The sequence below is a fragment of the Wenzhouxiangella psychrophila genome (assembly GCF_042310375.1).
In the GTDB taxonomy this organism is placed as follows: Bacteria; Pseudomonadota; Gammaproteobacteria; order Xanthomonadales; family Wenzhouxiangellaceae; genus Wenzhouxiangella.
This window is the reverse complement of sequence record NZ_JBHJMQ010000001.1, coordinates 144,692-169,388: the sequence shown is the minus strand read 5'-3', so window position 1 is coordinate 169,388 and position 24,697 is coordinate 144,692. Positions and strand designations below refer to the sequence as shown.

Genomic DNA, 24,697 nt, shown 5'->3' with positions numbered 1-24,697 from the left:
GCCTACCAGCTCAGGCTTGCGGGCTCGGCGCGTTCGGGATTTTCCTCGATCGCATCGATTCGGCCGTCGCGGAGGCGCACCACGCGGTCGGCCATTTCCGCAATCACGGCGTTATGCGTGATCACTACCGTGGTGGTGCCGATTTCGCGGTTGACCTGCTCGATGACTTCCAGCACGCGGATACCGGTCTTCGAGTCGAGCGCGCCGGTGGGTTCGTCGCACATCAATACGGCCGGTCGCTTTGCGACGGCGCGGGCGATGGCCACACGCTGCTGCTCACCGCCGGACAGCTGTGAGGGAAAGTGATCGCGCCGGTCTTCCAGCCCGACCAGGCGCAAGGCCTCGATCGGCGACATCGGGTCGCGCGCGATATCGGTGACCACGGCCACGTTCTCGAGCGCGGTCAGGCTGGGAATCATGTTGTAGAACTGGAAGACGAAGCCGACGTGATCGCGACGGAACCGGGTCAATTCACGCTCGCCGCCAGAGCCCAGGGATTCGCCCCGATAGTGAACCGTGCCCTCGGTGGGTGCATCGAGGCCGCCGAGGATGTTGAGCAGGGTCGACTTGCCCGAACCGGAAGCACCGAGCATGACCACCAGTTCACCGGCGTAGAGATTGAGGTCGACACCGCGCAGGGCGTGAATGGCGACCTCCCCCATCTGGTAGACCCGGGTCAGCCCCCTTGCCTCGAATACGACCTGTCGATCGCCGCGCTCGCCTTCCATCCATGCTCCCCGGATCTGGAACATCCAGCATAGGACAGCGCGCCACCAGGTGCATGACCTCAATCAAGTCGCCTAGAATAAGCGACATGCTCAAGCCATGGACGACCCGTTTTCTCGAGCTCGCGCACGAACGCGAGGCCCTGCGCTTCGGCCGCTTCACCCTGAAGTCCGGTCGCGAAAGCCCTTACTTCTTCAACGCAGGCGAATTCAGTAGCGGGGCGGCCATTGACGCGCTCTCGCGCTGCTATGCCGATGCCATTGTCGATGCCGGCATCGAGTTTGGCATGCTCTTCGGCCCGGCTTACAAGGGCATTCCCCTGGCCACCGCCGTGGCCCTGAGCCTCTCGCGCGACCACGGAATCGACGTGCCGTTCGCCTACAATCGCAAGGAAGCCAAGGACCACGGCGAGGGCGGCACGCTGGTTGGGGCGGCCCTGACGGGTCGCGTACTGATCGTCGACGACGTGATTTCGGCCGGCACTTCCATCGGCGAGGCACTGGAGATCATTGCCGAAGCCGGCGCAGAAGCAGCAGGCGTGGCCATCGCCCTCGATCGCCAGGAGCGCGGCAGTGAGGACGAACGCTCAGCCGTCCAGGTTGTCGAATCCCGTGGATTGCAGGTGGTGTCGATCGCCAGCCTGCGAGATCTCATCGAGTGGCTGGAATCACACGATCGCCCGCCGGCAAGCCTCGATAAGGTCATTGCCTACCAACAACACTACGGCGCCTGAGCCCAACCATGTTGAATCGCATCCTTCTGTTCCTGTCACTCCTGTTGCCGCTCATCCTGGCTACGCCAGCTGAGGCCCAGTCCGTGTATCGCTGGGTCGACGACGAGGGCAAAACCCACTATGGCCAGACCGTTCCCCCGCAGTACAAGGACTACGGGTATGTCCGGCTGGGCCCGGATGGCACGATTCGGGATCGGGTCGAGCCCGCTCTGAGCCCCGAGGAAATTGCCGAACGTCGCCGCCAGCGGGCGGAGCAAGCGAAGCGTGACGCCGATGAACGCGACCAACAAACTCGTGATCGCATGCTGCTGGCCACCTACAACAGCGTGGATGATCTGCACCAGGCGCTGCAACTGCAGCTGGCGGGGATCGAGAGCCAGCGCGTGTCGACCCGCAAGGCGGTCCAACTCGTGGAAAATCGATTCGAGGGCCTGGTCAGCCGAGCAGCCCAACTCGACCGCAAGGGCCAGGCCGTGCCCGAGCAGCTGCAGACCCGCATCAGGGAGACCCGTACGGAACTGCGTGGGTTGCGCGCCGACCTCGAGCGGCTCGACGAACGAGAGGCCGAGGCGCGCGAGCGTTTTTCGGCTGATCTCGAACGCTATCGCGAGCTGACCTCGCGAAGCGACGAGAACGGCTGAGGTTGCAGCCGTGTTCACACGCTGCCCGGCATGCCAGGCTGTTTATGAACTGCACGCCAGTGTCCTCGCCGAAGCAGCCGGCGTGGTGCGCTGCGGTAATTGCGGCAAGACCTTCAACAGCCTCTCCGAGTTGTTCGAGCACCATCCCGATCAGTCGGCCGAGCCGCTGCGAGGCGACGGCATGCCGCCGATGCTCGAGCATCCCGACATGGTGCAGGCCGAATTACCGGTCGAACACTTCGAAGATGTCGAGGACGAACCCGACGACACCAGTACCGTCGAACCTCTGCCGGGTTTCGAAAACGGGCTGCCGGACGAAAACCGGCGTCGCTGGCTGTGGCCGGCGATCAGCGCCGCGCTCCTCGCGCTGCTTTTCATCCAGCTGTGGGCATTCTGGCAGACGCCGGGCTCGCCCATCGCGCAATGGCTGGGCAGTGCCGCCCAGCCCGATGCCGGTATCGACCCCAACGAGGCCATCCAGATCGTTTCGCGTGACATGCACGCCCATCCGAGCCTGGACGATGCCGTCATCATCAGCGCCAGCTTGCACAACCAGGCGGATACGGCCGTGCCGTTTCCGGTCATGGAGGTCCGGTTTTTCGATGCCAGCCAACAGGTTCTCGGTGTACGGCGACTGACGCCGGAAGAGTATCTGCGTGAAACGGACGGGATCGAGCGCGGCCTGCCCGCCGGCGTGATCATGCCGGTGCTGCTGGAATTTGTCGTCGGCACGAGCGACCCGGCCGGATTCCAGGTGCGATTCCACTGAGCCCCCCGCGTGACTTGTGCTATGGTTTTTGGTTCGCCGTAGTGATCCACTGATTGAAGCTTTTCGAGGGATACGCAGCTTGTCCGATAACCCACCAGATCAGGGTCCGTGCCTGCACGAATTCGTGCGTCGCGTCGTCCGCCAGTACCTGGACGACATGGGGGGGACGCCACCGGACAACCTGCACGGCCTGATCATGGGCGAATCCGAACGGGCGCTTGTCCAGACGGTGCTCGCGCATACTGACGGCAACCAGTCGCGGGCTGCCGAAATTCTGGGCATCACCCGGACCACGCTGCGTAACCGCGTCCGGCGTTACGGCCTGGAATAACCCCTTCCGGAGCAGTTTTCCTGATGAATGAATCGAATCGACGCTGGGCACTGCTGAGCGTTTCCGACAAGCGCGGGCTCGTGGAACTTGCGCGCCGGCTCGAAAAGGCGGGATTCGGGCTGCTTTCCACCGGCGGCACCGCACGAGCGCTCACCCAGGCCGGCATGACTGTCACGGAGGTCAGCGAGTTGACCGGTTTCCCCGAGATCATGGGCGGGCGGGTCAAGACCCTGAACCCCAGGATTCATGGCGGCATCCTGGGCCGGCGTGATGTGGATGCCGGGGTCATGGAAGAGCACGGCATCGATCGCATCGATGTCGTCGTAGTCAATCTCTATCCATTTGCCGAGACGGTGGCGCGACCGGACTGCACGCTCGAACAAGCCATCGAGAACATCGACATTGGCGGGCCGGCCATGCTGCGCGCAGCGGCCAAAAACCACCGGGACGTCTGCGTGCTGTGCAACCCCGACGACTATCCGGCCTTCATCGAATCCCTGCCGGACCTTCCCGACCAAGCACTGCGGCGCGAGCTGGCGACCCGCGCCTTCTCACACACCTGCGCCTACGACGGCCAGATCAGCCAGTGGCTGTCCGCCCAGGATTCCGACAGCGAGCTGCCGCCGCGCGTCAACCTGGCACTCGACGCGATCCAGCCGCTGCGCTACGGCGAGAACCCGCACCAGGCCGCCGGCGTCTACCGGGTCCGCGGCCAGGGCGCGCCGGGCCTGGCCGGCTGCCAGCCGCTCCAGGGCAAGGCCCTGAGTTACAACAACCTGCTCGATGCCGACGCCGCCTGGGCCGGCGTAAGAAGCCTGGGCGAGGTACCGGCCTGCGTGATCGTCAAGCACACCAATCCCTGCGGCGCGGCCCAGGGCGACAGCGCCGCCAAAGCCTACGACAAGGCACTGGCCTGCGACCCGACCTCGGCTTTCGGCGGCATCATCGCCGTCAACCGGGAGGTCGACGCCGAACTGGCCGAACGATTGCTCAAGCAATTCATGGAAGTCCTGATCGCCCCCTCGGTCAGTGCGCAGGCACGCGAAATGCTCGCCGCCAAGCCCAACGTGCGCGTACTCACGCCCGGCGATGCCGCACCGCAGCCGTTGGAACTTCGCGCCATCGACGGCGGCTGGCTGGTCCAGGCCGCCGACGACTGGCAGACGGTCCCGCAGCTGGAGGTCGCTACCGATCGCTCCCCCGACGACGCCGAACTGGACGATCTGCGCTTTGCCTGGGCCGCCGTCCGCCTGGTGCGCTCCAATGCCATTGTCTACGCGAAGGACCGGGCCACGATCGGCATCGGCGCCGGCCAGATGAGCCGCGTCGACTCCGCTCGCTTCGCAGCACTCAAGGCCGAAGCCGCCGATCTCTCGCTCGAGGGCGCGGTCATGGCCTCCGACGCCTTCTTCCCCTTCGCCGACAGCATCGAGGCCGCCGCCGAACGCGGCATCCGCGCGGTGATCCAGCCGGGTGGGTCGAAACGTGACCAGGAAGTCATCGATGCCTGCAACAAATACGGCATCGCGATGGTGTTGACGGGGCGGCGACATTTTCGTCACTAACACGAGCCGGCGACACATCAGACACAAGGGCTTCGGCGCGATGCCGAAAATTCGAAATCACAAGCACCAAAAAGGAAAATCAAACTCGAAATTCGAATATCGAAATCCGAAACAAGCACGAAGCACGAAATTCGAAACGAAAAACATCAGCTCGCAGCATTTCGCACTTGGGTTTTCGAATTTGTTTCGGATTTGAGATTTCGGATTTCGAATTTCGCTCTCCCGAAAGCCCCTTTCGCGCCAGGGTGCCGCGGTACAATGAGTTGGCGCAAACATCCCGGATAGCACACCAATGAAGCTTCTCGTCGTCGGCGGCGGTGGTCGTGAGCATGCGCTGGCCTGGAAGCTGGCGCAGTCGGAGAAAGTCAGCGAGGTCATCGTCGCCCCCGGCAATGCGGGCACGGGCGCCGAACCGGGCATGCGCAACGCCGATGTCGGCGCTGACGACATCGACGGGTTGATCGAATTGGCGAAGTCGGAGTCCGTCGAGTTGACCGTGGTCGGCCCCGAGGCGCCGCTTGCCGCGGGCATTGTCGACCGTTTCGAAGCCGCCGGACTGAAGTGCTTCGGCCCGAGTGCCGACGCCGCGAGGCTGGAATCGTCCAAGGCTTTCGCCAAGGACTTCATGTCCCGACACGACATCCCCACCGCCGGCTTCGGCGTGGTCGACGATGTCGAGGAGGGGATGGAAATCATCCACGGCATCGGTCTGCCGGTGGTGCTTAAGGCCGACGGCCTGGCAGCAGGCAAGGGCGTGGTCATCGCCGAAACCGAAGACCAGGCGCGCGCCACACTCGAGGACATGCTCTCCGGCGAGGCCTTCGGCAAGGCCGGCCGGCGCGTGGTCATCGAGGAGTTCCTGGTGGGCGAAGAGGCGAGCTTCATAGTCGTCGCCAGCGGCACGCAATATTTGTCGATGGCTTCGAGCCAGGACCACAAGCGGCGCGACGACGGCGACCGCGGACCCAATACCGGCGGCATGGGCGCCTATTCACCCGCTCCGGTCGTCGACGGGGACGTTCACCGCCGGATCATCGACGACATCATCGAGCCCGCGCTCGCCGGCCTGGCCGAGGACGGGTGGGCGTTTACCGGCTTTCTCTATGCCGGCGTGATGCTCACCGCCACCGGCCCGAAGGTGCTCGAATTCAACGTGCGCTTCGGCGACCCCGAGACCCAGCCGATCATGCTCAGACTCAAGTCCGACCTGGTCGAGATCATCGAGCATGCGCTCGAGGGCACGCTCGACCGGATTGCTCCGGAGTGGGACGAGCGCACCGCCCTGGCGGTGGTCATGGCCGCCGGTGGCTACCCCGGCAGTTACGAGAAGGGCCATCCCATCACCGGTCTCGAATCCGACTTTCCCGACGACATCAAGGTCTTCCACGCCGGCACGGCCTTCGACGATCAGGGCCGTGCAGTCACCAGCGGCGGCCGCGTCCTGGCCCTGTGCGCCCTGGGCGATACACCGAAGCAAGCCCAGGCCCGCGCTTACCAGTGGATCGCCCAGATCGGCTTCGAGGACGCCTTCTATCGCTCGGATATTGGCTTCCGCGCCATCGGCAGGAGCTGAAGGCTGCATGGACGTCAGCCACCTGCTCGAGGGGCTGGCCGCAGGGGCTAGTCCAGCACGAATTCCATGACCTGTCGGATGCGCACGGGCTGCGGCGTTCCGGATTCATGGGGAGAGACCGGCGCGATACGCCACTGGCTGAAGGCCTGGACCGCTTCCGCATCGAAAACGCCCTCGGGCTCGGACTCGACGACTTCGATATCGACGACGTGGCCGTTTTCCGTAAGCGTCGCTTCCAGCTTCACGTGGCCGGTCACCCCGTCCATCGCTGCTTGCCTGGGATACAGAGGGCTTACCCGTACCACCGGCTCGAGCCTGTCTCCTTCGATCGGCTCTCGCTCTCTAAGCGATTGTATTTTTGCCCTCGCCTCGGCGCCGTCTGGCGGCAAGCGATCGGAGGCCTGCTCGTTCCGCTCTTTTTGTTCCTGCTGCTCATGCTGTTTGTGCTCTTCGTGCTGCAGTGCCGACTCGGGGGCTGCAATCGCAACGGTGATGCACAGGGTAGCCGCGCCGACGAGCACGAGCCCACCCGGAAGGGACCGGGAAAAGTAGGGTGTCTTTCCAATCATCTTGATGCGCTCCTTCACGAGTGAGTGTGTAAACCAGCCCAACGCGGGCGCGGCTGCGTGGACGCCGCAAGCGGCGGCCAGCATCCGGGCGTAGCGATAACGTCCGGCCCTGTCCAGGCGGGCAAGCACGGCCTCGTCCGCTGCCAACTCCTGTGCCTTGCCGAAAGCGCCCCAGGCCATGTGAATCCAGGGGAGGAACCAGAACGTGCAACGCACCGCCGAGGCCAGGAATCGCCAGAAGGGGTCGCCGTGGTGGATATGGGCGACCTCGTGGGCGATGACTTCCTCGGGCAGCCGCTCACTATCGGGCAGGTAGAGGCGTGGCGGAAAGGTCCCCACGATCATCGGCCCCGGAACGGTGGCGGAAACGCACAGCGGAATCCGAGCCGGCAGCCCGTACTCAGTCAGGCGTGCTCGTTCCCTGGTGGCCACTTCCGGAGGCTCGGCGCCCGAGCGCAGGAGGGACTCGAAGCGTCGCTGTCGCACTCTCGTCGACAGAGCAAAGCCGAGCACGCCCGCCAACCAGGTCAGCGCAAGAAGGTCCCCCAGCGAGCCCGCAGCGCCTGACTCGGCACTCACTCGGAGCGTTTCCAGCCGGACCGGCTCGAGCAGTCCGTTGCTCGGGAGCGGCGCAATCCCCGCCAGGAATTCAAGTCGGGGCGTGAGCGCTGGCAGCACAAGAATCCAGGCAGCGTAGGCGGCGCGCGCACCGAGAACCCGGCGCAGCGCCAAACTGCAAACCCAGGCAGCCGGAACGAGCAGCGTGAGGAGCACGCTTGCCCTGGCAAGCCATTCGAGCAACACCTCATTCATGACAGCTTCTCCAGCAGAGCGCGGATTTCCTCGCGATCGGTTTCGCTGAGTTGCTCGGCTTGGGCGAAAGCAGCCACCAGCGGCGCCAGGCGTCCGTCGCAGTGTGTCCTGACCAGGCTCTCGGTCTGATCGTGCAGCCATTGCTCCCGGGACAATAAGGGTTGATAGCTATAGTGCCGACCGCGCTTGCACCGCTCGATGGCGCGCTTGGCCACGAGTCGGTCGAGAAGGGTGCGGACCGTCTTGGGGCTCCATTGCGTCTCCGGCGCCAGGCGTTGCGCGATGTCACCCGACTCGAGCGGACTCTCGCGCCACAGGATTTCCATGACCTGGCTTTCCGATGCAGTGATCTTCATGGCAATGCCTACAAGTGTAGTCTTCGCATCAGGATCACACCTGTAGTCCATGATGTCAAGCCGCGTCATAACAAACCAATCCGGGCAATGCCCCGACGTCCCCGCGTTTAGAATGAACGCATTGTCTCGCACCGACCGGATCCATGGACGTCAGCCACCTACTCGACGAGCTCAACGACGCGCAACGCGAGGCGGTCACGGCCGAGGACGGGCACGTGCTGGTACTGGCCGGGGCTGGGTCGGGCAAGACACGCGTGCTTGTGCACCGGATTGCCTGGCTGATCCAGGTCCACCACGTCAGTCCCATGGGCCTGCTGGCGGTGACTTTCACCAACAAGGCCGCCGGCGAGATGCGCGCGCGGGTGGGGCAGTTGCTGGGCCTGCGACCCGACGGATTGTGGATCGGCACCTTCCACGGTATCTGTCATCGCATCCTGAGGATGCACGCCGACGAGGCCGGCCTGCCCGATACCTTCCAGATTCTCGACAGCGAAGATCAGTACCGACTGATCCGGCGCGTGATCCGCGACATGGAACTCGACGAGGGCGAGTACCCGGCCCGTCCGATGCAAGGCTTCATCAACCATCACAAGGACGAGGGCCGCCGGCCCGAGCACATCGAGCCCTTCGACAATCCGCATGCGCTCACCCAGGTGGCGGTCTACCGCAACTACCAGGACTACTGCGAGCGCTCCGGCCTGGTCGACTTTGCCGAGCTGCTGCTGCGCACGCTCGAACTGCTGCGCGACAACCCGGCACGGCAGCAGCAATACCGCGACCGCTTCGGCCACATCCTGATCGACGAATTCCAGGACACCAACAAGCTGCAGTACGCGCTGGTGCGCATCATCGCCGGCGACCGTGCCCGGCTGTTCGTGGTCGGCGACGACGACCAGTCGATCTACGGCTGGCGCGGCGCGCGGGTGGAGAACGTCTCGGACTTCGCGCGCGACTTCGATCCGGCCATGATCCGCCTGGAGCAGAACTACCGCTCCACGGCGACCATTCTCGAGGCCGCCAACCGGGTGATTGCCAACAACGACGAGCGAATGGGCAAGAACCTCTGGACCGAGGGTGAACAAGGCGAACCCATTCGGGTCTTCTCGGCCTTCAGCGCCGAGGAAGAAGCCGAGTTCGTGGTCGCGCGCATCCGCGACTGGCTGGAGCAGGGCGGTGCGGCCTCGGAGGTGGCCGTGCTGTATCGTTCCAACGCCCAGTCACGCCTGTTCGAGCACCAGTTGCTGGCCGAAGGCATTCCCTATCGCGTCTACGGCGGCCAGCGCTTTTTCGAGCGCGCCGAGATCAAGGACGCCATGAGCTACCTGAGGCTGGTGCACAACCGCGACGACGATCCGGCCTTCGAACGCGTGGTCAACGTGCCCTCGCGCGGCATTGGCGAGCGCACGGTCGCCGCCATTCGCGATCACGCCCGTTCGAGCAACACCTCGCTGTTCAAGGCGGCCACCGCCATGCGCGACAGCGGCGCATTCGCCGCCCGCGCGGGCAACGCCGTCGCGCACTTTTTGCAGATCATCAACGATCTCGATGAACAAACGCGCGAGGCCTCGCTGGGCGAGCTGATGTCGGCCATCGTGGAAACCGCCGACCTGGCGCGCTGGTATCGCCAGCGCGAGGCGCCCGATCGCGCCGAAACGCGCGAGGAGAACCTGACCGAACTGATCCGCGCGGCCGAGACCTTCGACCAGCCGCTCGAAGACGAACAGGCCGGCCTGAGTCCGCTGGCTTCCTTCCTGGCCCAGGCCGCGCTGGAAGCCGGCGAACACCAGGGCGAGAAGTGGCAGGACTGCGTGCAGCTCATGACCCTGCACTCGGCCAAGGGCCTGGAGTTTCCGCTGGTGTTCCTGTCGGGAATGGAAGAAGGCCTGTTCCCGCACCAGAAGTCCACCGAGGAGCCGGGGCGGCTGTCGGAGGAGCGTCGCCTGTGCTACGTGGGCATGACCCGCGCCATGCAGCGCCTGTACCTGTCCTACGCTGAATCGCGCATGCTGCACGGCCAGACGTCCACCAGCTACCCCTCGCGCTTCCTCGACGAGCTGCCCGAGGAGCTGATCGAGCAGGTCCGCCCGAAGCCGGCCCGGTATGTCGGAACGGCCTTCGGTGGCGGCAGCGCCGGTGGACCCGGCGCGGAACACGACTTCACGCTCGGCTCGACCGTCAGCCACGAGCGCTTCGGTATCGGCACGGTCGTCAACCTGGAGGGCAGCGGGCCCAACGCCCGCGTCCAGATCAACTTCGAGACCGCCGGCCAGAAGTGGCTGGTGCTGTCCTACGCCAACCTGGAGCGCCTGGACTGATGGAGCCCATCGAGTTGCTCGACGGGCGGATTTCCGGCCTGCGCTGGCGCCGGGGCGGCATTCCCGTCCTGGCGCTGCACGGCTGGCTCGACAACGCCCACTCCTTCCTGCCGCTGAGCGAGCATCTCGACGGGCTCGACCTGGTCGCCGTCGACCTTCCCGGGCATGGCCTCTCGTCGCCGCGACCGGAGGGTGTGAGATATCACTTCGACGACTACACCTTCGATGTTCTGGCCGTACTCGATGCCCTCGGCTGGGGACAGGCAAACCTGCTCGGCCACTCGCTCGGCGGCGCGGTATCGACCCTGGTCGCGGCCGCGGCACCCGAGCGCGTGAACTCGATGGCGCTGATCGAGGGCCTGGGCCCGCTCTCAGCTCCGGCGGAGAAAACCGCCGAGGTCTGGCGCAAGGCCGTTGCGCGCTCGAAGCCGAGGAATCGTCGCGTGCATGCCGAACGCGATACCGCGGTGGCGGCCCGGCAGCAGGGCAGCGACCTCAGCGACGCGTCGGCCCGGATGCTGGCCGATCGCGGCCTGATCGAGGTCGACGGCGGCTGGCAATGGCGCCACGACCTGCGCCTGACTTGGCCGACGGCCCATCGCTACACCGAGCCGCAGGTCATCGACCTGCTCGCCCACATCGAAGCACCCGTGCTCAATATCCATTCCGAGCCGGGTACGGGCCTGATGAACCAGCGCATGTTCCAGCTCAGGCTGGCCGCGCTCCGGCATCGGCGCGCGACGATAGCCTGCCCCGGCGGGCACCACCTGCACATGGTCCATGCCGAACGCATCGCCCCGACCATCCTGGAGCATTTTCATGACACTGCCTGACAATCGCCGGCGCATTCCCGCTGAGGAACGACTGATCTTCGCCCTCGACGTGGCCGATATCGACCAGGCCAGAAGCCTGGTTCGACAACTCGGGAATCACGTGCGCTTCTACAAGCTCGGCCTCGAGTTCTTTCTCAGCGGGAATTACTTCGAACTGGCCGACGAACTCAAGCAGCAGGGCAAGCGTGTGTTTGCCGACCTCAAGCTGTTCGACATTCCACCGACGGTAGGCCGGGCCACCGCGCAGCTTGCCCGCCGGGACGTCGATTTCCTGACCGTCCATGGAAACGACGGCATGCTGGCCGAAGCCGTGGCCAATCGTGGCGACATGGGGATTCTGGCCGTGACCGCGTTGACCAGCCTGGACCAGGGTGATCTCGACGACCTCGGTTTCAAGTGCAACGTGGAGGAACTGGTCCTCTCGCGCGCACGCCGCGCCCTGGAGATCGGCTGCACCGGCGTGATTTCTTCCGGACTGGAAGTGCCGGCGCTGCGGCGCCATGTCGACGATCGCCTGGTCGCGGTGTGCCCCGGCATCCGGCCGGTCGCCAATCGCGATGAACAGAAGCGAACACTGAGCGCCGGTGACGCCTTCGCAGCCGGCGCCGACTACATCGTGGTGGGCCGGCCGATCCGCGACGCCGAGGACCCGGCGGCTGCCGCCGCCGGCATCCAGGCGGAAATCGCCGGCTATTTCAGTTAGGTCGGTATCGGGGTGTCGGATGGTAAACTTGCCGCCCCGAATCGCGACCCTGTCATGCAGCGAACCAGTTCCCCAAACGGCTTGCCCGCGCGTCTCTACGGCGCCTGGCTGAACCTGCTCCGGCGCATCCTGCACTGGTGGGTTCGCTCAACCGTGCTGCCCGAGGACCTGTCGGAACTGGACATCGATCCCGATCGTCCCGTGTTCTATGTGCTGGACACCTACGCGCTGTCTTCGCTGCTGATCGTCGATGAAGTCTGCCGCAGGCTCGGCTGGCCGAAACCGGGCGAGACGTTCCGCGTCGGTGACGGCGTGCTACCCCGCTCCTATAGCGCCTCCAGGCGTTACGGGGGATTCATCATTCGCAGGCCGCAGCGGCGGCGTCATCCGCAAATGCTGCGCCACTTGCTCGAGCGCGCCAACGCCGACGATCTTGCGCGCGTGCAGGTCGTTCCGGTCACGGTGTTGATCGGTCGAGCACCGGACAAGGAAGAGAGCGTCTTCAAGATCCTGTTTTCCGAAAACTGGGGCGTGGCCGGGCGCATCCGCCGCCTGTTTTCGACCTTCATCAACGGCCGCGCGACCATGGTTCAGTTCGGCAAGCCGGTCGACGTCGGCGAGGTACTCGAGGAAACGGAGGACAGTTCGCAGGCGCTGGGGCGCATCAGCCGGGTCCTTCGAGTTCACTTCAAGCGTGTGCGCACCGCCGCCATCGGCCCGGACCGCTCGCACCGACGCACACTTGTCGAGCGCGTCATCCGGTCCGAGCGTGTGCAGCAGGCGATCCTGGCGAAGGCACGACGTGACGATATCAGCGGGGAAAAGGCCGAGCTGCTGGCGCGCAAGTACGCCCGGGAAATCGCGGCGGACTATTCCTATGCGTTCATTCGCATCGCCGATCTTCTGCTGACCTGGTTCTGGAACCGCATCTACCGCGGCGTGGTCGTCAACCATTTCAGCCAGTTCCGCGAGGCGCAGGACGGACACGAAATCGTCTACGTGCCCTGTCACCGCAGCCATATCGACTATATGCTGCTGTCTTACCTGCTCTACCACCGGGGCTTCGTGCCGCCGCATATCGCCGCCGGCGTGAACCTCAACATGCCGCTGATCGGGCCGCTCTTGCGGCGCGGCGGGGCGTTCTTCCTGCGCCGCTCGTTTCGGTCGCAAGCGCTCTATGCCGCGGTGTTCAATCAGTACGTGACGCTGATCCTGGACCGGGGCGTTGCCATGGAGTACTTCATCGAGGGCACGCGCTCTCGGACCGGCCGCCTGCTGCCCCCGCGCGCGGGCATGCTCTCGATTACCGTACGCGCTTTCCTGCGCAATCCGTCCAGGCCGGTGTTGTTCCAGCCCGTCTATATCGGCTACGAGCGTCTGGCCGAGGGAAGCTCCTACATTTCGGAACTGTCGGGGCAGCAAAAGAAACCCGAATCGCTGGCGGACTTCCGCAACGTGATCAATATCCTGCGCAAGAACTACGGCGAGGTGACGGTCAGTTTCGGCGAACCCATCAAGCTCGAATCCGTACTCGACGCGCACAATGCGGACTGGCGGAAGGAAGAGCTGGAAAACGGCAGCAAGCCGCCCTGGCTGGGCGACGTCGTCGACGACCTCGCCCACGGCATCATGGTCAACATCAACCGCTCGGCGGACTTCAATCCGATCAACCTGCTGGCCACGGCTCTGCTCGCCAGCCGCAAGCATGCACTCGATGAAGACGACTTGGAGAAGATGATCGGCGTGCTCAAGAACGTGGTTCGCCTGACCTGCTATTCCGACCGGGTCACGATCACTCGCATGACGCCTGGCCAGGTCATCGAGTACGGCCTGGAGCTGGGCGTGGTCGAGCGACATGAACATCGCCTTGGCAACATCATTCGCACGGACGCCACACGGGCTCTGCTGCTGACCTATTTCCGCAACAATACCGCACACCTGCTGGCCATCACTTCCTGGATCGCCTGCTGTTTCCTCAATACCCAGCGGGTGCGCCGTTCGCGCCTGCGCAGCCTCAGCAGAACGGTCTACCCCTTTCTGCAGCGAGAGCTTTTCCTCCCCTGGGAGGAAGAGGAACTCGACAGCGTGGTCGAGCGTTGTATCGATTCACTGATCGAGCTCGAGCTGCTGCGCGCCTCCGGCGACGATTTGCAGCGTGCGCCCGGGGGCAGCGATAAAAGCTACTACCTGCGCCTGCTCGGGGGATCACTGCTTCAGAATTTCGAGCGCTATTTCATCACCATGGCCGTGCTGGTCAAGAACGGCTCGGGTCGGCTCAACCGTCGCCAGCTCGAGCAGCTTTGCATCCTGTCCGCCCAGCGAATCTCGCTGCTGCATGAGTTCGAGGCACCGGAGTTCTATGATCGAACCCTGTTCCGCCAGTTCATCGAGGCGATGTTCGACAGCGGCTTTCTCTCACGCGACGACGACAACTGCCTGGTATTCGGCCGCCGGCTCGAAACCTTTGCACGCGATGCCAAGCTGGTGCTCAGCAAGGAGATCCGGCACACCATTATTCAGGTGACGCCTGAATTGCTAGAGTTAACCGGGGAGGACGGGTAGGTCGGGGACTTGTCCCCGGGGGCGTTGTTTCGGGGCGCTTTAGGTATTGTGGCGTAAGGTGTTTTCGTGCCACCCCACGCGGGGCGGGCTCCGACACTTCAAAGGCTGTTTCGCCCGGCCTGCTTCGCAGGCTCTTGCGGTGGTACCTTCAATGCCTTGTGGGTAAACAGGTTGCCCCCGGCCGCGGTGCGGGCTTCGACACTTCAAAGGCTGTTCCGCCCGCCTGCTCCGCAGGCTGATGGCGGGTAACTTTTCTCTTGCGCGAGAAAAGTCACCAAAAGCGCGCTTAAAGTCAAAAGCAAGCGATTTTCCTCTCGGGACTTGCAGCGGGAGTGGCTTCAGTATTTTGTCTGGGGCTTTGTTCTGACTCTCTGAGACGCAGGCGGGCTTTCGACGTCCGTTTGGGCAGGCCCGCACGCAGCCGCACGACTTCCAAAGCGAGCGTTCGAGGTCGGTGCCAGGATCCAGATGCAGGGAGCATTCACCCGAAGCGACCTGCAATGGCCTAGCCGAAGCCGGGAGGGATCGAGGTCGGGCCATCAGAATGCAGATTACACCCTGGGCACGCCGAAGACGCCCTGTGTCTAGACGGAGCTGGAGCAAAGACGGAGGCAAAATCCTGAAGCCCCCACATTCCGATAGTCCTGCGGTGCGTCCGCAATCTTTTCAGCGCGCTTTTGATTCCTTTTGCCGCGCGAGGTAAAAGGAATTCGCCGCAAGAGCGAGAAGCGCCGGGCGAAACAGCATTTGACTTGTCGAGACCCGCGCCGCGTGCAGCGCCGCCAGTCCACGGGGTGCCAATGCGCGTTGAACGCCGCGAATTCCGCCTGGGGGCTGCCCCGGCAAGCAGGGCTCAGGCATCCAGATCGGGGATCATCTGACTCTCGTACCAGGCAATCTGGTCGCGCAATCGGAGTTTGCGTTTTTTCAGCCGGCGCAGCTGGAGCTGATCGACGGCAGGATTGTCGGCCATGCGCTCGATCGCCTGGTCCAGGTCGCGGTGCTCCTGGCGAAGCTCGTGCAGGCGTGCAGTGATTTCGGCGAGGGATTGGGTCAATTTGCCGCTAGAATGATGGGCTTGAAGCCATTTCCGGATTGCAATCATGAACCGCGCAACTGTGCCGCTGACCATCGTCGACGACAAACCGAGCGACAACCGTTCGCGTAAGCAGCAATATAACACCAACAAGTTGATCAAGCGCCTCAGGCGCCAGGTCGGGCAGGCTGTCACCGATTTTGACATGCTCGAGAACGGGGACCGGGTGATGGTGTGCCTGTCCGGCGGTAAGGATTCCTACGCCATGCTCGACCTGCTGCTCGGGCTCAAGCAGGCCGCGCCTATCGATTTCGAGTTGGTGGCCGTCAATCTCGACCAGAAGCAGCCCGGCTTTCCCGAGCACGTCTTGCCCGAGTACCTGGAGTCCCTGGGCGTCGACTATCACGTCATCGAGAAGGATACCTATTCGGTGGTCAAGCGCGTCGTACCCGAGGGCAAGACAACCTGCGGACTGTGCTCCAGGATGCGCCGCGGCACACTCTATGAATACGCGCGCGAAAACGGCCTGACCAAGATCGCGCTGGGCCATCACCTGGACGACATCGTCGAAACCTTCTTTCTCAACCTGTTTCACGGCGCGGCACTCAAGGCCATGCCACCCAAACTGCTCAGCGACGACGGGCAGAACATGGTCATTCGTCCGCTGGCCTATTGCCTGGAATCGGATCTGGAGAGCCTGGCGGAGGTGCGTGACTATCCGATCATCCCCTGCAACCTCTGCGGCAGCCAGCCCAATCTCGAACGGCAGAATATCAAGCAAATGCTGGCCGAGTGGGAACGCGCTCAGCCGGGGCGCAAGATGTCGATCTTCCGCGCGCTGGGCAACGCGGCACCCTCTCAATTATGCGACCGCAAGCTGTTTGATTTCGCCTCGCTGCAGCTGGCCCGACCATGACTTCAGGCACTGGAGATTGCGGGCGGCAAAGGGCATGCTGGTCCCCTATTTCGGATGAGGATTGAATCATGTTGACTCGCACATCCACCGCAGTCTTGCTGGCGCTTGCCCTGGGTGCCTGCTCCTCGTTGACGGACAGTTTCACGCTTTCGGACGGGTCGACGCACGACGGGGATATTTCCCTGGTCAACGGCCGCATCGACATTGGCACGGATTGCCGGGTCCTTGGCGAAATCAGCAACGTCAACGGCCGCATCCAGGTCGGCAGCGGCTCCCATGCCCTCGACATCAGCAATGTGAACGGCACGATCTCCCTCGGCAACGGTGTTTCGATCGATGGAGACATCTCGAGCGTCAATGGTCGCATTGAGCTCGGTCAGGGCGGTCAAGTAAGCGGCGAGATCGAGTCGGTCAACGGCCGTATCGTGGCCTCCGATGGCGTGGTGATCGAAGGACAGGTCAGCTCGGTCAATGGCCGGATTGAAATGACCGGTGCGCGCGCGGCCTCGCTGGTAACCAACAACAGCAGCATCTTGCTTGATGATGGCGCCGTTATCAGCGGCGCGCTGTCGGTGCGGAAGAGCCAGGGCATCAGCTTCAGCGCCGGCTCTCCGCCGAAAGTCGTCATTGGTGCGGACGTGAAAGTTGAAGGCCCGCTGACATTCGAGCGGGAGGTCGAACTTTTCGTTCACGAAACGGCAGTTGTCGGCGAAATCACCGGGGCCGAAGCAATGCCGTACAGCGGCGAGCAGCCCTGAGCGGCATGCAGTCCGAGTGTTGAACAAGGGTCAGTCGTACGTCGTGCCCTTGTAGCGGACCCAGCCGCCGTCACCGGGTTGCTCGGGATCGTGGTGGGTGTATCCAAGCACCCCGCCGCGGCCGTTCCATTCGTAGCGACCCTGGAAAGCGACGGTGTCGCCCTGCGCCACCGGAACGCGCTCGGATTGCTCGATCGAATGGCGCACGATCAGGTCGAGCCCGCCTGCAACGTTGACGACCATTCGCTGATGACGTTCTCCGGAAACAGTTTCGTCGCCAATCAGCTGAGCCACGATTCCGTGACCGCTCACCCAGACGCCGGTTCGCCCCTGTTCGAATGCGTTCAATAAACGCTCGTTGTCGGGCTGCGCGTCTCCGCCACCGCAGCCCGCTACCCCGATGACGAGAACCATGATGATGAGCACACGCGAGTGCATTCCCATGGGTTCCTCCTTCCCTTTATATTTGTAGATTCAGAATACCAGATTCTCCTTATAGACCGCGCCGAGACAAAAAAATGCCCCGGTCCAGCCGGGGCATCTCTCGAATAGGTTTCAATACCGGCCGGGAGCCGGATCACCCTGCCGAGTCAGCGCTTGAGGGACTTGCGCAGGCGCTCGAGCGCAGCAAGCTGGGCCATGGCTTCGGCGAGTTGAGCCTGGGCCTGGGCGACCTCCATGTCGGCCGACCGGTCGGCGATCGCCTTTTCGGCCTCTTCCTTGGCCTTGAGCGCGGCTGCTTCGTCCAGGTCGCTCGCTCGCGCGGCCGTGTCCGACAGGACCGTTACCACATGGGGTTGCACCTCCAGCAGCCCGCCGGAGATGTAGTAGAACTCTTCGCCCCCTTCAGGCAGCATGACCCGCACCTGTCCGGGCTTGAGCCTGGTCAACAGCGGGGCGTGCCGCGGCGCGATGCCGAGTTCACCTTCCTCACCGCTGACCACGACCATGGCAGCGTCGCCCGAAAAGATCTCGGCTTCGGCGCTGACGATGTCGCAATGAATCGTGGAGGCCATTGCTTAAGCTGCCTTCTCGGCCATTTTCTCGCCCTTCTCCACGGCCTCTTCGATGGTACCGACCATGTAGAAGGCCTGCTCGGGCAGGTGATCGTATTCGCCGTCGCAGATACCCTTGAAGCCACGGATCGTGTCCTTCAGCGATACGTAGACACCCGGCGAGCCGGTGAAGACCTCGGCCACGAAGAACGGCTGCGAGAAGTAACGTTCGACCTTGCGTGCGCGCGAGACGGTGAGCTTATCCTCTTCGCTCAGCTCGTCCATGCCGAGAATGGCGATGATGTCCTTGAGCTCCTTGTAGCGCTGCAGCGTACCCTGCACCTTTCGGGCGACGTCGTAGTGCTCCTGGCCCACCACCAGCGGATCGAGCTGGCGCGAGGTCGAGTCGAGCGGGTCGACGGCCGGGTAGATGCCCAGCTCGGCGATCTGGCGCGAAAGCACGACGGTGGCGTCGAGGTGAGCAAAGGTCGTGGCCGGCGACGGGTCGGTAAGGTCGTCGGCGGGAACGTAGACAGCCTGGATCGAGGTGATCGAGCCGGTCTTGGTCGAGGTGATGCGTTCCTGCAAGGCGCCCATTTCCTCGGCCAGGGTGGGCTGATAGCCCACAGCCGACGGCATGCGGCCGAGCAGGGCGGACACCTCGGTGCCGGCCAGGGTGTAACGATAGATGTTGTCGATGAACATCAGCACGTCACGGCCCTCGTCGCGGAAGTACTCGGCCATGGTCAGGCCGGACAGGGCCACGCGCAGGCGGTTGCCCGGCGGCTCGTTCATCTGGCCGAACACCAGGGCCACCTTGTCGAGGACGTTGGAGTCCTTCATTTCGTGGTAGAAGTCGTTGCCCTCACGGGTACGCTCACCCACGCCGGCGAATACCGAGTAGCCGGAGTGCTCGATAGCGATGTTACGGATCAGTTCGAGCATGTTGACGGTCTTGCCGACCCCGGCGCCGCCGAACAGGCCGACCTTGCCGCCCTTGGCGAACGGGCAGATCAGGTCGATGACCTTGATGCCGGTCTCGAGCAGTTCGTTGCTGGCGGCCTGCTCGTCGAAGGCCGGCGCCTTGCGGTGAATGGGCCAGCGCTCTTCTTCGCCGATTTCGCCGGCCTCGTCGATCGGGTTGCCCATCACGTCCATGATGCGGCCCAGTGTCTTGGTGCCGACCGGAACGCTAATGGCCTTGCCGGTGTTGCTGACCGGGACATGACGAGTCAGACCGTCGGTCGAACCCAGTGCAATGGTACGCACCACGCCGTCCCCGAGCTGCTGCTGGACTTCCAGCATCAAATCCTTGTCGTCGACGGTCAGGGCGTCATAGACGTTGGGCACTTCACCGCGCGGGAATTCAACGTCCACGACGGCGCCGATAATCTGGACAATCTTGCCTTGGCTCATTTGCTTCAATCCTGATGTTTGTGTTGCTTTTGTTCGCCTTGGCGAACGAGCTTTGCTTCAAGAAAACAGTAAATTCTTTTCCGCGCTATTGACTCTCGATCAGACCGCCGCGGCACCGCTGACAATCTCGGAAATCTCCTGCGTGATTGCCGCCTGGCGGGCCTTGTTGTAGGCCAGCTGCAGGTCGTCGATCAGGTCGCTGGCGTTATCGGAGGCGCTCTTCATGGCGACCATGCGCGCAGCCTGTTCACTGGCCACGTTTTCCAGGGCGGCCTGGTAGATCAGCGATTCGACGTAACGCGTGAGCACGTCGTCGAGCAGTTGCTCGGCGTCGGGCTCGTAGAGGTAGTCCCAGTACTGCAGCATGGGCTCGTCCTCGGTCGGCGGCAGCGGTAGAACCTGTTCAGCCACCGCCTTCTGCGTCATGGTATTGACGAAGTGGTTGTAGCACAGGTACACGCGATCGACGTTTTCTTCCTTGTAGCCGTCGAGCAGGACCTTGATCGAGCCGATCAGGTCTTCCAACCGCGGCTGCTCGCCCAGGTCCTGGGTTGCAGCAGATACGTCGACCTTGAGGCGACGGAAGAACTGGGCCGCCTTGCGGCCAACCAGCACGGTAGTCACTTCCACACCCTGCTCCTGCCACCGCCGGAATTCACTCAGCAGGGTACGAAACAGGTTGGTGTTCAGGCCGCCACACAGGCCGCGGTCAGTCGCGATCACCACGTAGGCCACGCGCTTGACGTCCTCACGCTCGACCGTGAACGGGTGGCGGTACTCGGGATTGGCGTGGGCCAGATGGCCAATGACCTGGCGCATCATGCGCGCGTAAGGGCGCGAGGCCTCCATACGGTCCTGGGCCTTGCGGATCTTGCTGGCCGAGACCATCTCCAGCGCACTGGTGACCTTGCGCGTATTCTTTACGCTCTTGATCTGACCGACAATTTCTCTTGATCCGCTCATGTCTGCTGCCTTCGTTTAACGTCGCTAGTGGCGTTCGGTACTACGAAAGACTGGCTCACCAGGAGCCGGTCTTCTTGAACTCGTCGCAGGCCTTCTTCAGCTCGTCCTTGAATTCGTCGGTCCAGTCGCCCTTTTCGTTGATCCTGTTCATCAGGTCTTCGTGGCTGCTGTTCATGTAGTCGCGCAGCGCGACCTCAAAGTCCGTCACCTTGTTCAGCGGCAGGTCGTCGAGGTAGCCCTCGTTGCCGGCGAACAGGCTGACCGCCATTTCGGCAACCGAAAGCGGTGAGTACTGCGGCTGCTTCATCAGCTCGGTGATGCGCTGGCCACGCTCGAGCTGCTTGCGCGTCTGCTCGTCGAGATCGGAGGCGAACTGCGAAAACGCCGCCAGCTCGCGGTACTGCGCCAGCGCCAGTCGCACGCCGCCGCCGAGCTTCTTGATGATCTTGGTCTGGGCCGAACCGCCAACACGCGAGACCGACAGGCCGGCGTTGATGGCCGGGCGGATACCGGCGTTGAACAGGTCGGTTTCCAGGAAGATCTGGCCGTCGGTAATCGAGATGACGTTGGTCGGCACGAAGGCGGACACGTCACCGGCCTGCGTCTCGATGATCGGCAATGCGGTCAGCGAACCGGTCTTGCCCTTGACCTTGCCGCCCGTCTTTTCCTCGACGAACTCGGCGTTGACGCGCGAGGCGCGCTCGAGCAGGCGCGAGTGGAGGTAGAAGACGTCGCCGGGGTAGGCTTCACGGCCCGGCGGGCGACGCAGCAGCAGGGAAACCTGGCGATAGGCCCAGGCCTGCTTGGTCAGGTCATCGTAGACAATCAGTGCGTCTTCGCCGCGATCGCGGAAGAATTCGCCCATGGCGCAACCGGCATACGGGGCGATGTACTGCAGCGCGGCCGAGTCGGACGCATTGGCAGCGACCACGATAGTGTGCTCCATGGCACCGTGTTCTTCGAGCTTGCGCACGACCGAAGCCACCGAAGAGGCCTTCTGGCCGATGGCGACATAGATGCACTTGATGCCCTTGCCCTTCTGGTTGATGATCGCGTCGATCGCCACGGCGGTCTTGCCGGTCTGGCGGTCGCCAATGATCAGTTCGCGCTGGCCGCGGCCGACCGGCACCATGGCGTCGATGGACTTCAGGCCGGTCTGGACCGGCTGGTCGACGCTCTGGCGGGCGATCACGCCCGGTGCGATCTTCTCGATCGGCTCGGTGATGTCGCTGTCGATGGGGCCGTTACCGTCGATCGGATTGCCGAGCGAGTCGACCACGCGGCCCAGCAGGGCTTCGCCCACCGGCACTTCCAGGATTCGACCCGTGCAGCGAACCGTGTCGCCTTCGTTGATGTGCGTGTAGTCGCCCATGACGACGGCGCCAACGGAATCACGCTCGAGGTTGAGCGCCAGGCCGTAGGTCTCGTTGGGAAACTCGATCATCTCCCCCTGCATGGCGTCGGCCAGGCCGTGCAGGCGGCAGATGCCGTCGGACACGCTGACCACCGTACCCTCGGTACGCGCTTCGGAGGAGATCTCGAACTGCTCCACGCGCTTGCGGATCAGATCGGAAATTTCAGTCGGGTTGAGGGTCTGCTGCATGATTGCAATCCTTGAACATTCAATTCATTCCGGCCGCTGACCCGATTCGTGTCGCGACCGATCCAATTTACTAATGAGGTCGTTAATCAGCAGGCATTCAGCTTGTCTCTCAGCGTTCGTGGCAAGGCGTCGGCGCGCAGGTGTAGCGGGGACTACATCAAGCGCCGAGAACGCAGTCCACGGACGCTGAGAGGCAAGCCCTTCGGGAGCTTCAGAGACGGCCACCGGCCGCGTTCCGCTCGCTTGAAATAGGCCTGCTATGTCTGCGCTCGCGCGCCTTGCCGGAGGCCGTCTCTGAAACTCTGAATGTCTGCTGATTAACGACCTCATTAGTAAGCGTTGATTCTTCGGCCCAGCTGCTCGAGACGGCCGCGCACGCTGCCGTCGATGACCTTGTCGCCGGCGCGGATAATTGCCCCGCCGATCAGCGACTCGTCGACTTCGACATGCATGTCCACTTCCCGGCCGAAGCGTGCCTTGAGGCGTTCGGCCAACTCGCTCGACTGCTTGTCATCCATCGGCCGGGCCGAGAACACTTCGACCCGGATCCGCTGTTCGGCCTCGCGCCGATACTGCTCGTACTGGGCCGCAATTTCCGGCAGCAGTTCGAGACGGCCGTTGGTGATCACCACCCGAAGAAAGTTCTCGAACGACTCGTCGAAGCAGTCCTTGCCGATCCCGGTGAACAGCTCGAGCAAGCGGTCGCCGCCCACCCGCGGGTCGCCGGCGAGATAGTGCATCTCCTCAGTGCCGCCGATCGCGGCGGCCAGATCGAGCGCCTCACTCCAGCGATCATTGGCGTCGGCGTCGCGCGCCGCCTCGAAGGCGGCACGGGCGTAGGGTCGGGCGAGTGTGGTCCGATTGAGCATGGCTTACAGTTCCGCGGCCAGCTTGTCGAGCATCTCGCGATGCCGCTTGTCGTCGATCTCGGACTCGATCACCCGGCCGGCGCCGGCCATCGCCAGCGAGGCCACGCTTTCGCGCAGCGATTCCCTGGCCTGGTTGGTGGCCTGGCGGATTTCCGCCTCGGCCGCCTGAACCTGGCGGTCGCGCTCGGCGATGGCGTCGTCCTTGGCCTGCTCGACGAGCTGGTTGCCGCGCTGGCTGGCCTGTTCGATGATCTCGCCGGCCTTGCGGCGGGCCTCGCGGATAATCTCGTCGGCTTCGGCATTGGCCTTGTCGAGCGCCTGCTCGGCTTCCTCGGACTGGGCCAGCCCTTCGGCAATCTTGCGCCGACGTTCGTCCATGGCCTGAACCAGAGGCGGCCAGACGAACTTCATGGTCACCCAGATGAACAGCAGAAAGGTAAGGGCCTGTCCGACGATGGTGCCGAGACTCAGTTCCATAACAAAACCTTAAAAAGCTAGCGTGATCGAAGGGTTCATTTCAGTAGCGGATCAGCCGCCCAGCGCACCCAGAAGCGGGTTGGCGAACATCAGCAGGGCGGCGAAGGCCACACCGATGATCGACAGGGCGTCGAGCAGGCCGGCGATGATGAACATGCGAACCTGCAGCATGCCGGCGAGTTCGGGCTGGCGGCTGGCGCCTTCCAGGAACTTGCCGCCGAGCAGGCCGAAGCCGATACCGGTACCCAGTGCGGCAAAGGCAAAGATCAAGCCGACGGCGATGGCGGTATTAGCCTGAATTAGAGCAATGGTTTCCACTTGGAGTCTCCTAACAGTGTTGTGCTTGGTGAGAGCAGTTGATTACAAGGGTTGGGTCTAGGATCTATCAGTGTTCCTCATACGCCAGCGACAGGTAAACAATCGTCAACGTCATGAAAATAAAGGCCTGCAGCGGTACGACCAGGATATGGAAGGCCGCCCAGGCGCCGCCCGGGATGAACTGAATCCACCAGGGCAGCAGGGCAATCAGCACGAAGATCAGCTCGGCGGCATACAGGTTGCCGAACAGTCGAAGTGCGAGCGAGACGGGCTTGGCAATCATCTCGACCAGGTTTAGCAAAAGGTTGGCCGGCCACAGCAGGGGGTTTTTCCCGAAGGGATGGAACAGCAGCTCCTTGCCGAAACCCGCGAAGCCCTTACCTTTGACCGAGTAGATCAGGATGATCCCGAGCACCGTGATCGACAGCCCGAACGGCCCGTTGATATCGGCCGACGGCACAACGCGGGTGTATTCCAGCCCGAACACCTTGTAGGCCAGGTAGGGCAGGTAGTCGACCGGGACCAGGTCCATCAGGTTCCACAGCAGCACCCACACGAAGATCGTCAGGGCCAGCGGCGCGACAAATTCGCGCGGGCCATGGAAACTTTCCTTGACCGAGTTGTCGACGAAATCCACGATCATCTCGACGAAATTCTGCAGCTTGCCGGGCTCGCCGGCGGTCACGCGGCGCGCGACCAGAATGAAGACCGACAAAAAGAACAGGCCCAGCACCCAAGAGAAAAACAGGGTATCGGCGTGGATGGTCCACAGACCATCGCCATAGCTCAGGTTGGTGATGTGGTGCTTGACGTACTCGGTCGGAGTCGGGGTGCCACTAGCCATAACGCTGTAAAAC

The 24,697-nt window shown here is 63.4% G+C and carries 25 protein-coding genes; 12 read left to right on the top strand and 13 right to left on the bottom strand.

Annotation, left to right across the window (positions count from 1 at the left end; genetic code table 11):
* Positions 1 to 2 precede the first annotated feature (2 nt).
* Positions 3 to 728 (bottom strand): ABC transporter ATP-binding protein, encoded by a 726-nt coding sequence (locus tag ACDC66_RS00765; protein ID WP_376694765.1) that lies wholly within the window; start codon positions 726 to 728, stop codon positions 3 to 5.
* Between the two features lie 86 nt (positions 729 to 814).
* On the opposite strand from ACDC66_RS00765, the gene pyrE reads away from it, so the two are divergent.
* The 6 genes from pyrE to purD all read left to right on the top strand — a co-directional run bounded on the left by pyrE (position 815) and on the right by purD (position 6,338).
* On the top strand, positions 815 to 1,459 hold the full coding sequence (pyrE, locus tag ACDC66_RS00760) for an orotate phosphoribosyltransferase (protein ID WP_376694764.1): 645 nt from the start codon (positions 815 to 817) through the stop codon (positions 1,457 to 1,459).
* 8 nt (positions 1,460 to 1,467) lie between these two features.
* Positions 1,468 to 2,100 carry a DUF4124 domain-containing protein gene (locus ACDC66_RS00755; protein ID WP_376694763.1) on the top strand — a complete coding sequence of 211 codons (633 nt, stop codon included), beginning with the start codon at positions 1,468 to 1,470 and terminating at the stop codon, positions 2,098 to 2,100.
* Between the two features lie 10 nt (positions 2,101 to 2,110).
* Positions 2,111 to 2,869, top strand: a complete 759-nt coding sequence (locus ACDC66_RS00750; protein ID WP_376694762.1) for a DUF3426 domain-containing protein — start codon at positions 2,111 to 2,113, stop codon at positions 2,867 to 2,869.
* A gap of 79 nt (positions 2,870 to 2,948) precedes the next feature.
* A complete protein-coding gene (locus ACDC66_RS00745) occupies positions 2,949 to 3,200 on the top strand; it encodes a helix-turn-helix domain-containing protein (RefSeq protein ID WP_376694761.1) in 252 nt (83 codons plus the stop codon).
* 23 nt (positions 3,201 to 3,223) lie between these two features.
* Entirely contained in the window at positions 3,224 to 4,765 is a 1,542-nt protein-coding gene (purH, locus tag ACDC66_RS00740) for a bifunctional phosphoribosylaminoimidazolecarboxamide formyltransferase/IMP cyclohydrolase (protein ID WP_376694760.1), read from the top strand.
* Positions 4,766 to 5,057: 292 nt separating this feature from the next.
* The gene (gene purD / locus ACDC66_RS00735) at positions 5,058 to 6,338 is read left to right on the top strand and encodes a phosphoribosylamine--glycine ligase (protein WP_376694759.1); all 1,281 of its coding nucleotides are present in this window, start codon (positions 5,058 to 5,060) and stop codon (positions 6,336 to 6,338) included.
* A gap of 47 nt (positions 6,339 to 6,385) precedes the next feature.
* Here purD and ACDC66_RS00730 read toward each other — a convergent pair whose 3' ends face one another.
* On the bottom strand, positions 6,386 to 7,720 hold the full coding sequence (locus ACDC66_RS00730) for a TonB family protein (RefSeq protein WP_376694758.1): 1,335 nt from the start codon (positions 7,718 to 7,720) through the stop codon (positions 6,386 to 6,388).
* Positions 7,717 to 8,076 carry a BlaI/MecI/CopY family transcriptional regulator gene (locus ACDC66_RS00725; RefSeq protein ID WP_376694757.1) on the bottom strand — a complete coding sequence of 120 codons (360 nt, stop codon included), beginning with the start codon at positions 8,074 to 8,076 and terminating at the stop codon, positions 7,717 to 7,719. Before ACDC66_RS00725 ends, ACDC66_RS00730 begins: the two co-directional genes overlap by 4 nt.
* Positions 8,077 to 8,219: 143 nt before the next feature.
* On the opposite strand from ACDC66_RS00725, the gene uvrD reads away from it, so the two are divergent.
* From uvrD to plsB, 4 genes are read left to right on the top strand one after another with little or no spacing between them, the layout of a single operon-like run.
* Positions 8,220 to 10,391 (top strand): DNA helicase II, encoded by a 2,172-nt coding sequence (gene uvrD / locus ACDC66_RS00720; RefSeq protein WP_376694756.1) that lies wholly within the window; start codon positions 8,220 to 8,222, stop codon positions 10,389 to 10,391.
* Entirely contained in the window at positions 10,391 to 11,224 is an 834-nt protein-coding gene (locus ACDC66_RS00715; protein WP_376694755.1) for an alpha/beta fold hydrolase, read from the top strand. Before uvrD ends, ACDC66_RS00715 begins: the two co-directional genes overlap by 1 nt.
* A complete protein-coding gene (gene pyrF / locus ACDC66_RS00710; protein ID WP_376694754.1) occupies positions 11,211 to 11,927 on the top strand; it encodes an orotidine-5'-phosphate decarboxylase in 717 nt (238 codons plus the stop codon). The genes ACDC66_RS00715 and pyrF overlap by 14 nt, the downstream gene beginning before the upstream one ends.
* Positions 11,928 to 11,981: 54 nt before the next feature.
* Positions 11,982 to 14,489, top strand: coding sequence for a glycerol-3-phosphate 1-O-acyltransferase PlsB (gene plsB / locus ACDC66_RS00705; protein WP_376694753.1), 2,508 nt, complete (start codon positions 11,982 to 11,984; stop codon positions 14,487 to 14,489).
* Between the two features lie 853 nt (positions 14,490 to 15,342).
* Here plsB and ACDC66_RS00700 read toward each other — a convergent pair.
* Positions 15,343 to 15,546 (bottom strand): YdcH family protein, encoded by a 204-nt coding sequence (locus tag ACDC66_RS00700; RefSeq protein ID WP_376694752.1) that lies wholly within the window; start codon positions 15,544 to 15,546, stop codon positions 15,343 to 15,345.
* A 46-nt stretch (positions 15,547 to 15,592) separates the two neighbouring features.
* On the opposite strand from ACDC66_RS00700, the gene ttcA reads away from it, so the two are divergent.
* Both ttcA and ACDC66_RS00690 read left to right on the top strand, forming a co-directional pair.
* Positions 15,593 to 16,441, top strand: coding sequence for a tRNA 2-thiocytidine(32) synthetase TtcA (gene ttcA / locus ACDC66_RS00695; protein ID WP_376694751.1), 849 nt, complete (start codon positions 15,593 to 15,595; stop codon positions 16,439 to 16,441).
* A gap of 68 nt (positions 16,442 to 16,509) precedes the next feature.
* Positions 16,510 to 17,199: a DUF4097 family beta strand repeat-containing protein gene (locus ACDC66_RS00690; protein WP_376694750.1), complete on the top strand. Its 690-nt coding sequence runs from the start codon at positions 16,510 to 16,512 to the stop codon at positions 17,197 to 17,199.
* A 30-nt stretch (positions 17,200 to 17,229) separates the two neighbouring features.
* On the opposite strand, the gene ACDC66_RS00685 is transcribed toward ACDC66_RS00690, so the two are convergent.
* From ACDC66_RS00685 to atpB, 9 genes are all read right to left on the bottom strand, one after another.
* Positions 17,230 to 17,643, bottom strand: a complete 414-nt coding sequence (locus ACDC66_RS00685; protein WP_376694749.1) for a DUF3465 domain-containing protein — start codon at positions 17,641 to 17,643, stop codon at positions 17,230 to 17,232.
* A gap of 146 nt (positions 17,644 to 17,789) precedes the next feature.
* The gene (locus ACDC66_RS00680; protein ID WP_376694748.1) at positions 17,790 to 18,215 is read right to left on the bottom strand and encodes a F0F1 ATP synthase subunit epsilon; all 426 of its coding nucleotides are present in this window, start codon (positions 18,213 to 18,215) and stop codon (positions 17,790 to 17,792) included.
* A 3-nt stretch (positions 18,216 to 18,218) separates the two neighbouring features.
* The gene (atpD, locus tag ACDC66_RS00675) at positions 18,219 to 19,610 is read right to left on the bottom strand and encodes a F0F1 ATP synthase subunit beta (protein WP_376694746.1); all 1,392 of its coding nucleotides are present in this window, start codon (positions 19,608 to 19,610) and stop codon (positions 18,219 to 18,221) included.
* Between the two features lie 99 nt (positions 19,611 to 19,709).
* Positions 19,710 to 20,573 carry a F0F1 ATP synthase subunit gamma gene (gene atpG, locus ACDC66_RS00670; RefSeq protein WP_376694745.1) on the bottom strand — a complete coding sequence of 288 codons (864 nt, stop codon included), beginning with the start codon at positions 20,571 to 20,573 and terminating at the stop codon, positions 19,710 to 19,712.
* A 55-nt stretch (positions 20,574 to 20,628) separates the two neighbouring features.
* Positions 20,629 to 22,176: a F0F1 ATP synthase subunit alpha gene (gene atpA / locus ACDC66_RS00665; RefSeq protein WP_376694744.1), complete on the bottom strand. Its 1,548-nt coding sequence runs from the start codon at positions 22,174 to 22,176 to the stop codon at positions 20,629 to 20,631.
* A 329-nt stretch (positions 22,177 to 22,505) separates the two neighbouring features.
* The gene (locus ACDC66_RS00660) at positions 22,506 to 23,045 is read right to left on the bottom strand and encodes a F0F1 ATP synthase subunit delta (protein WP_376694743.1); all 540 of its coding nucleotides are present in this window, start codon (positions 23,043 to 23,045) and stop codon (positions 22,506 to 22,508) included.
* Positions 23,046 to 23,048: 3 nt separating this feature from the next.
* A complete protein-coding gene (locus ACDC66_RS00655) occupies positions 23,049 to 23,522 on the bottom strand; it encodes a F0F1 ATP synthase subunit B (protein WP_376694742.1) in 474 nt (157 codons plus the stop codon).
* 51 nt (positions 23,523 to 23,573) lie between these two features.
* Entirely contained in the window at positions 23,574 to 23,840 is a 267-nt protein-coding gene (gene atpE / locus ACDC66_RS00650) for a F0F1 ATP synthase subunit C (protein ID WP_459117377.1), read from the bottom strand.
* 67 nt (positions 23,841 to 23,907) lie between these two features.
* Positions 23,908 to 24,684: a F0F1 ATP synthase subunit A gene (gene atpB / locus ACDC66_RS00645; RefSeq protein WP_376694741.1), complete on the bottom strand. Its 777-nt coding sequence runs from the start codon at positions 24,682 to 24,684 to the stop codon at positions 23,908 to 23,910.
* Between the last annotated feature and the right edge of the window lie 13 nt (positions 24,685 to 24,697).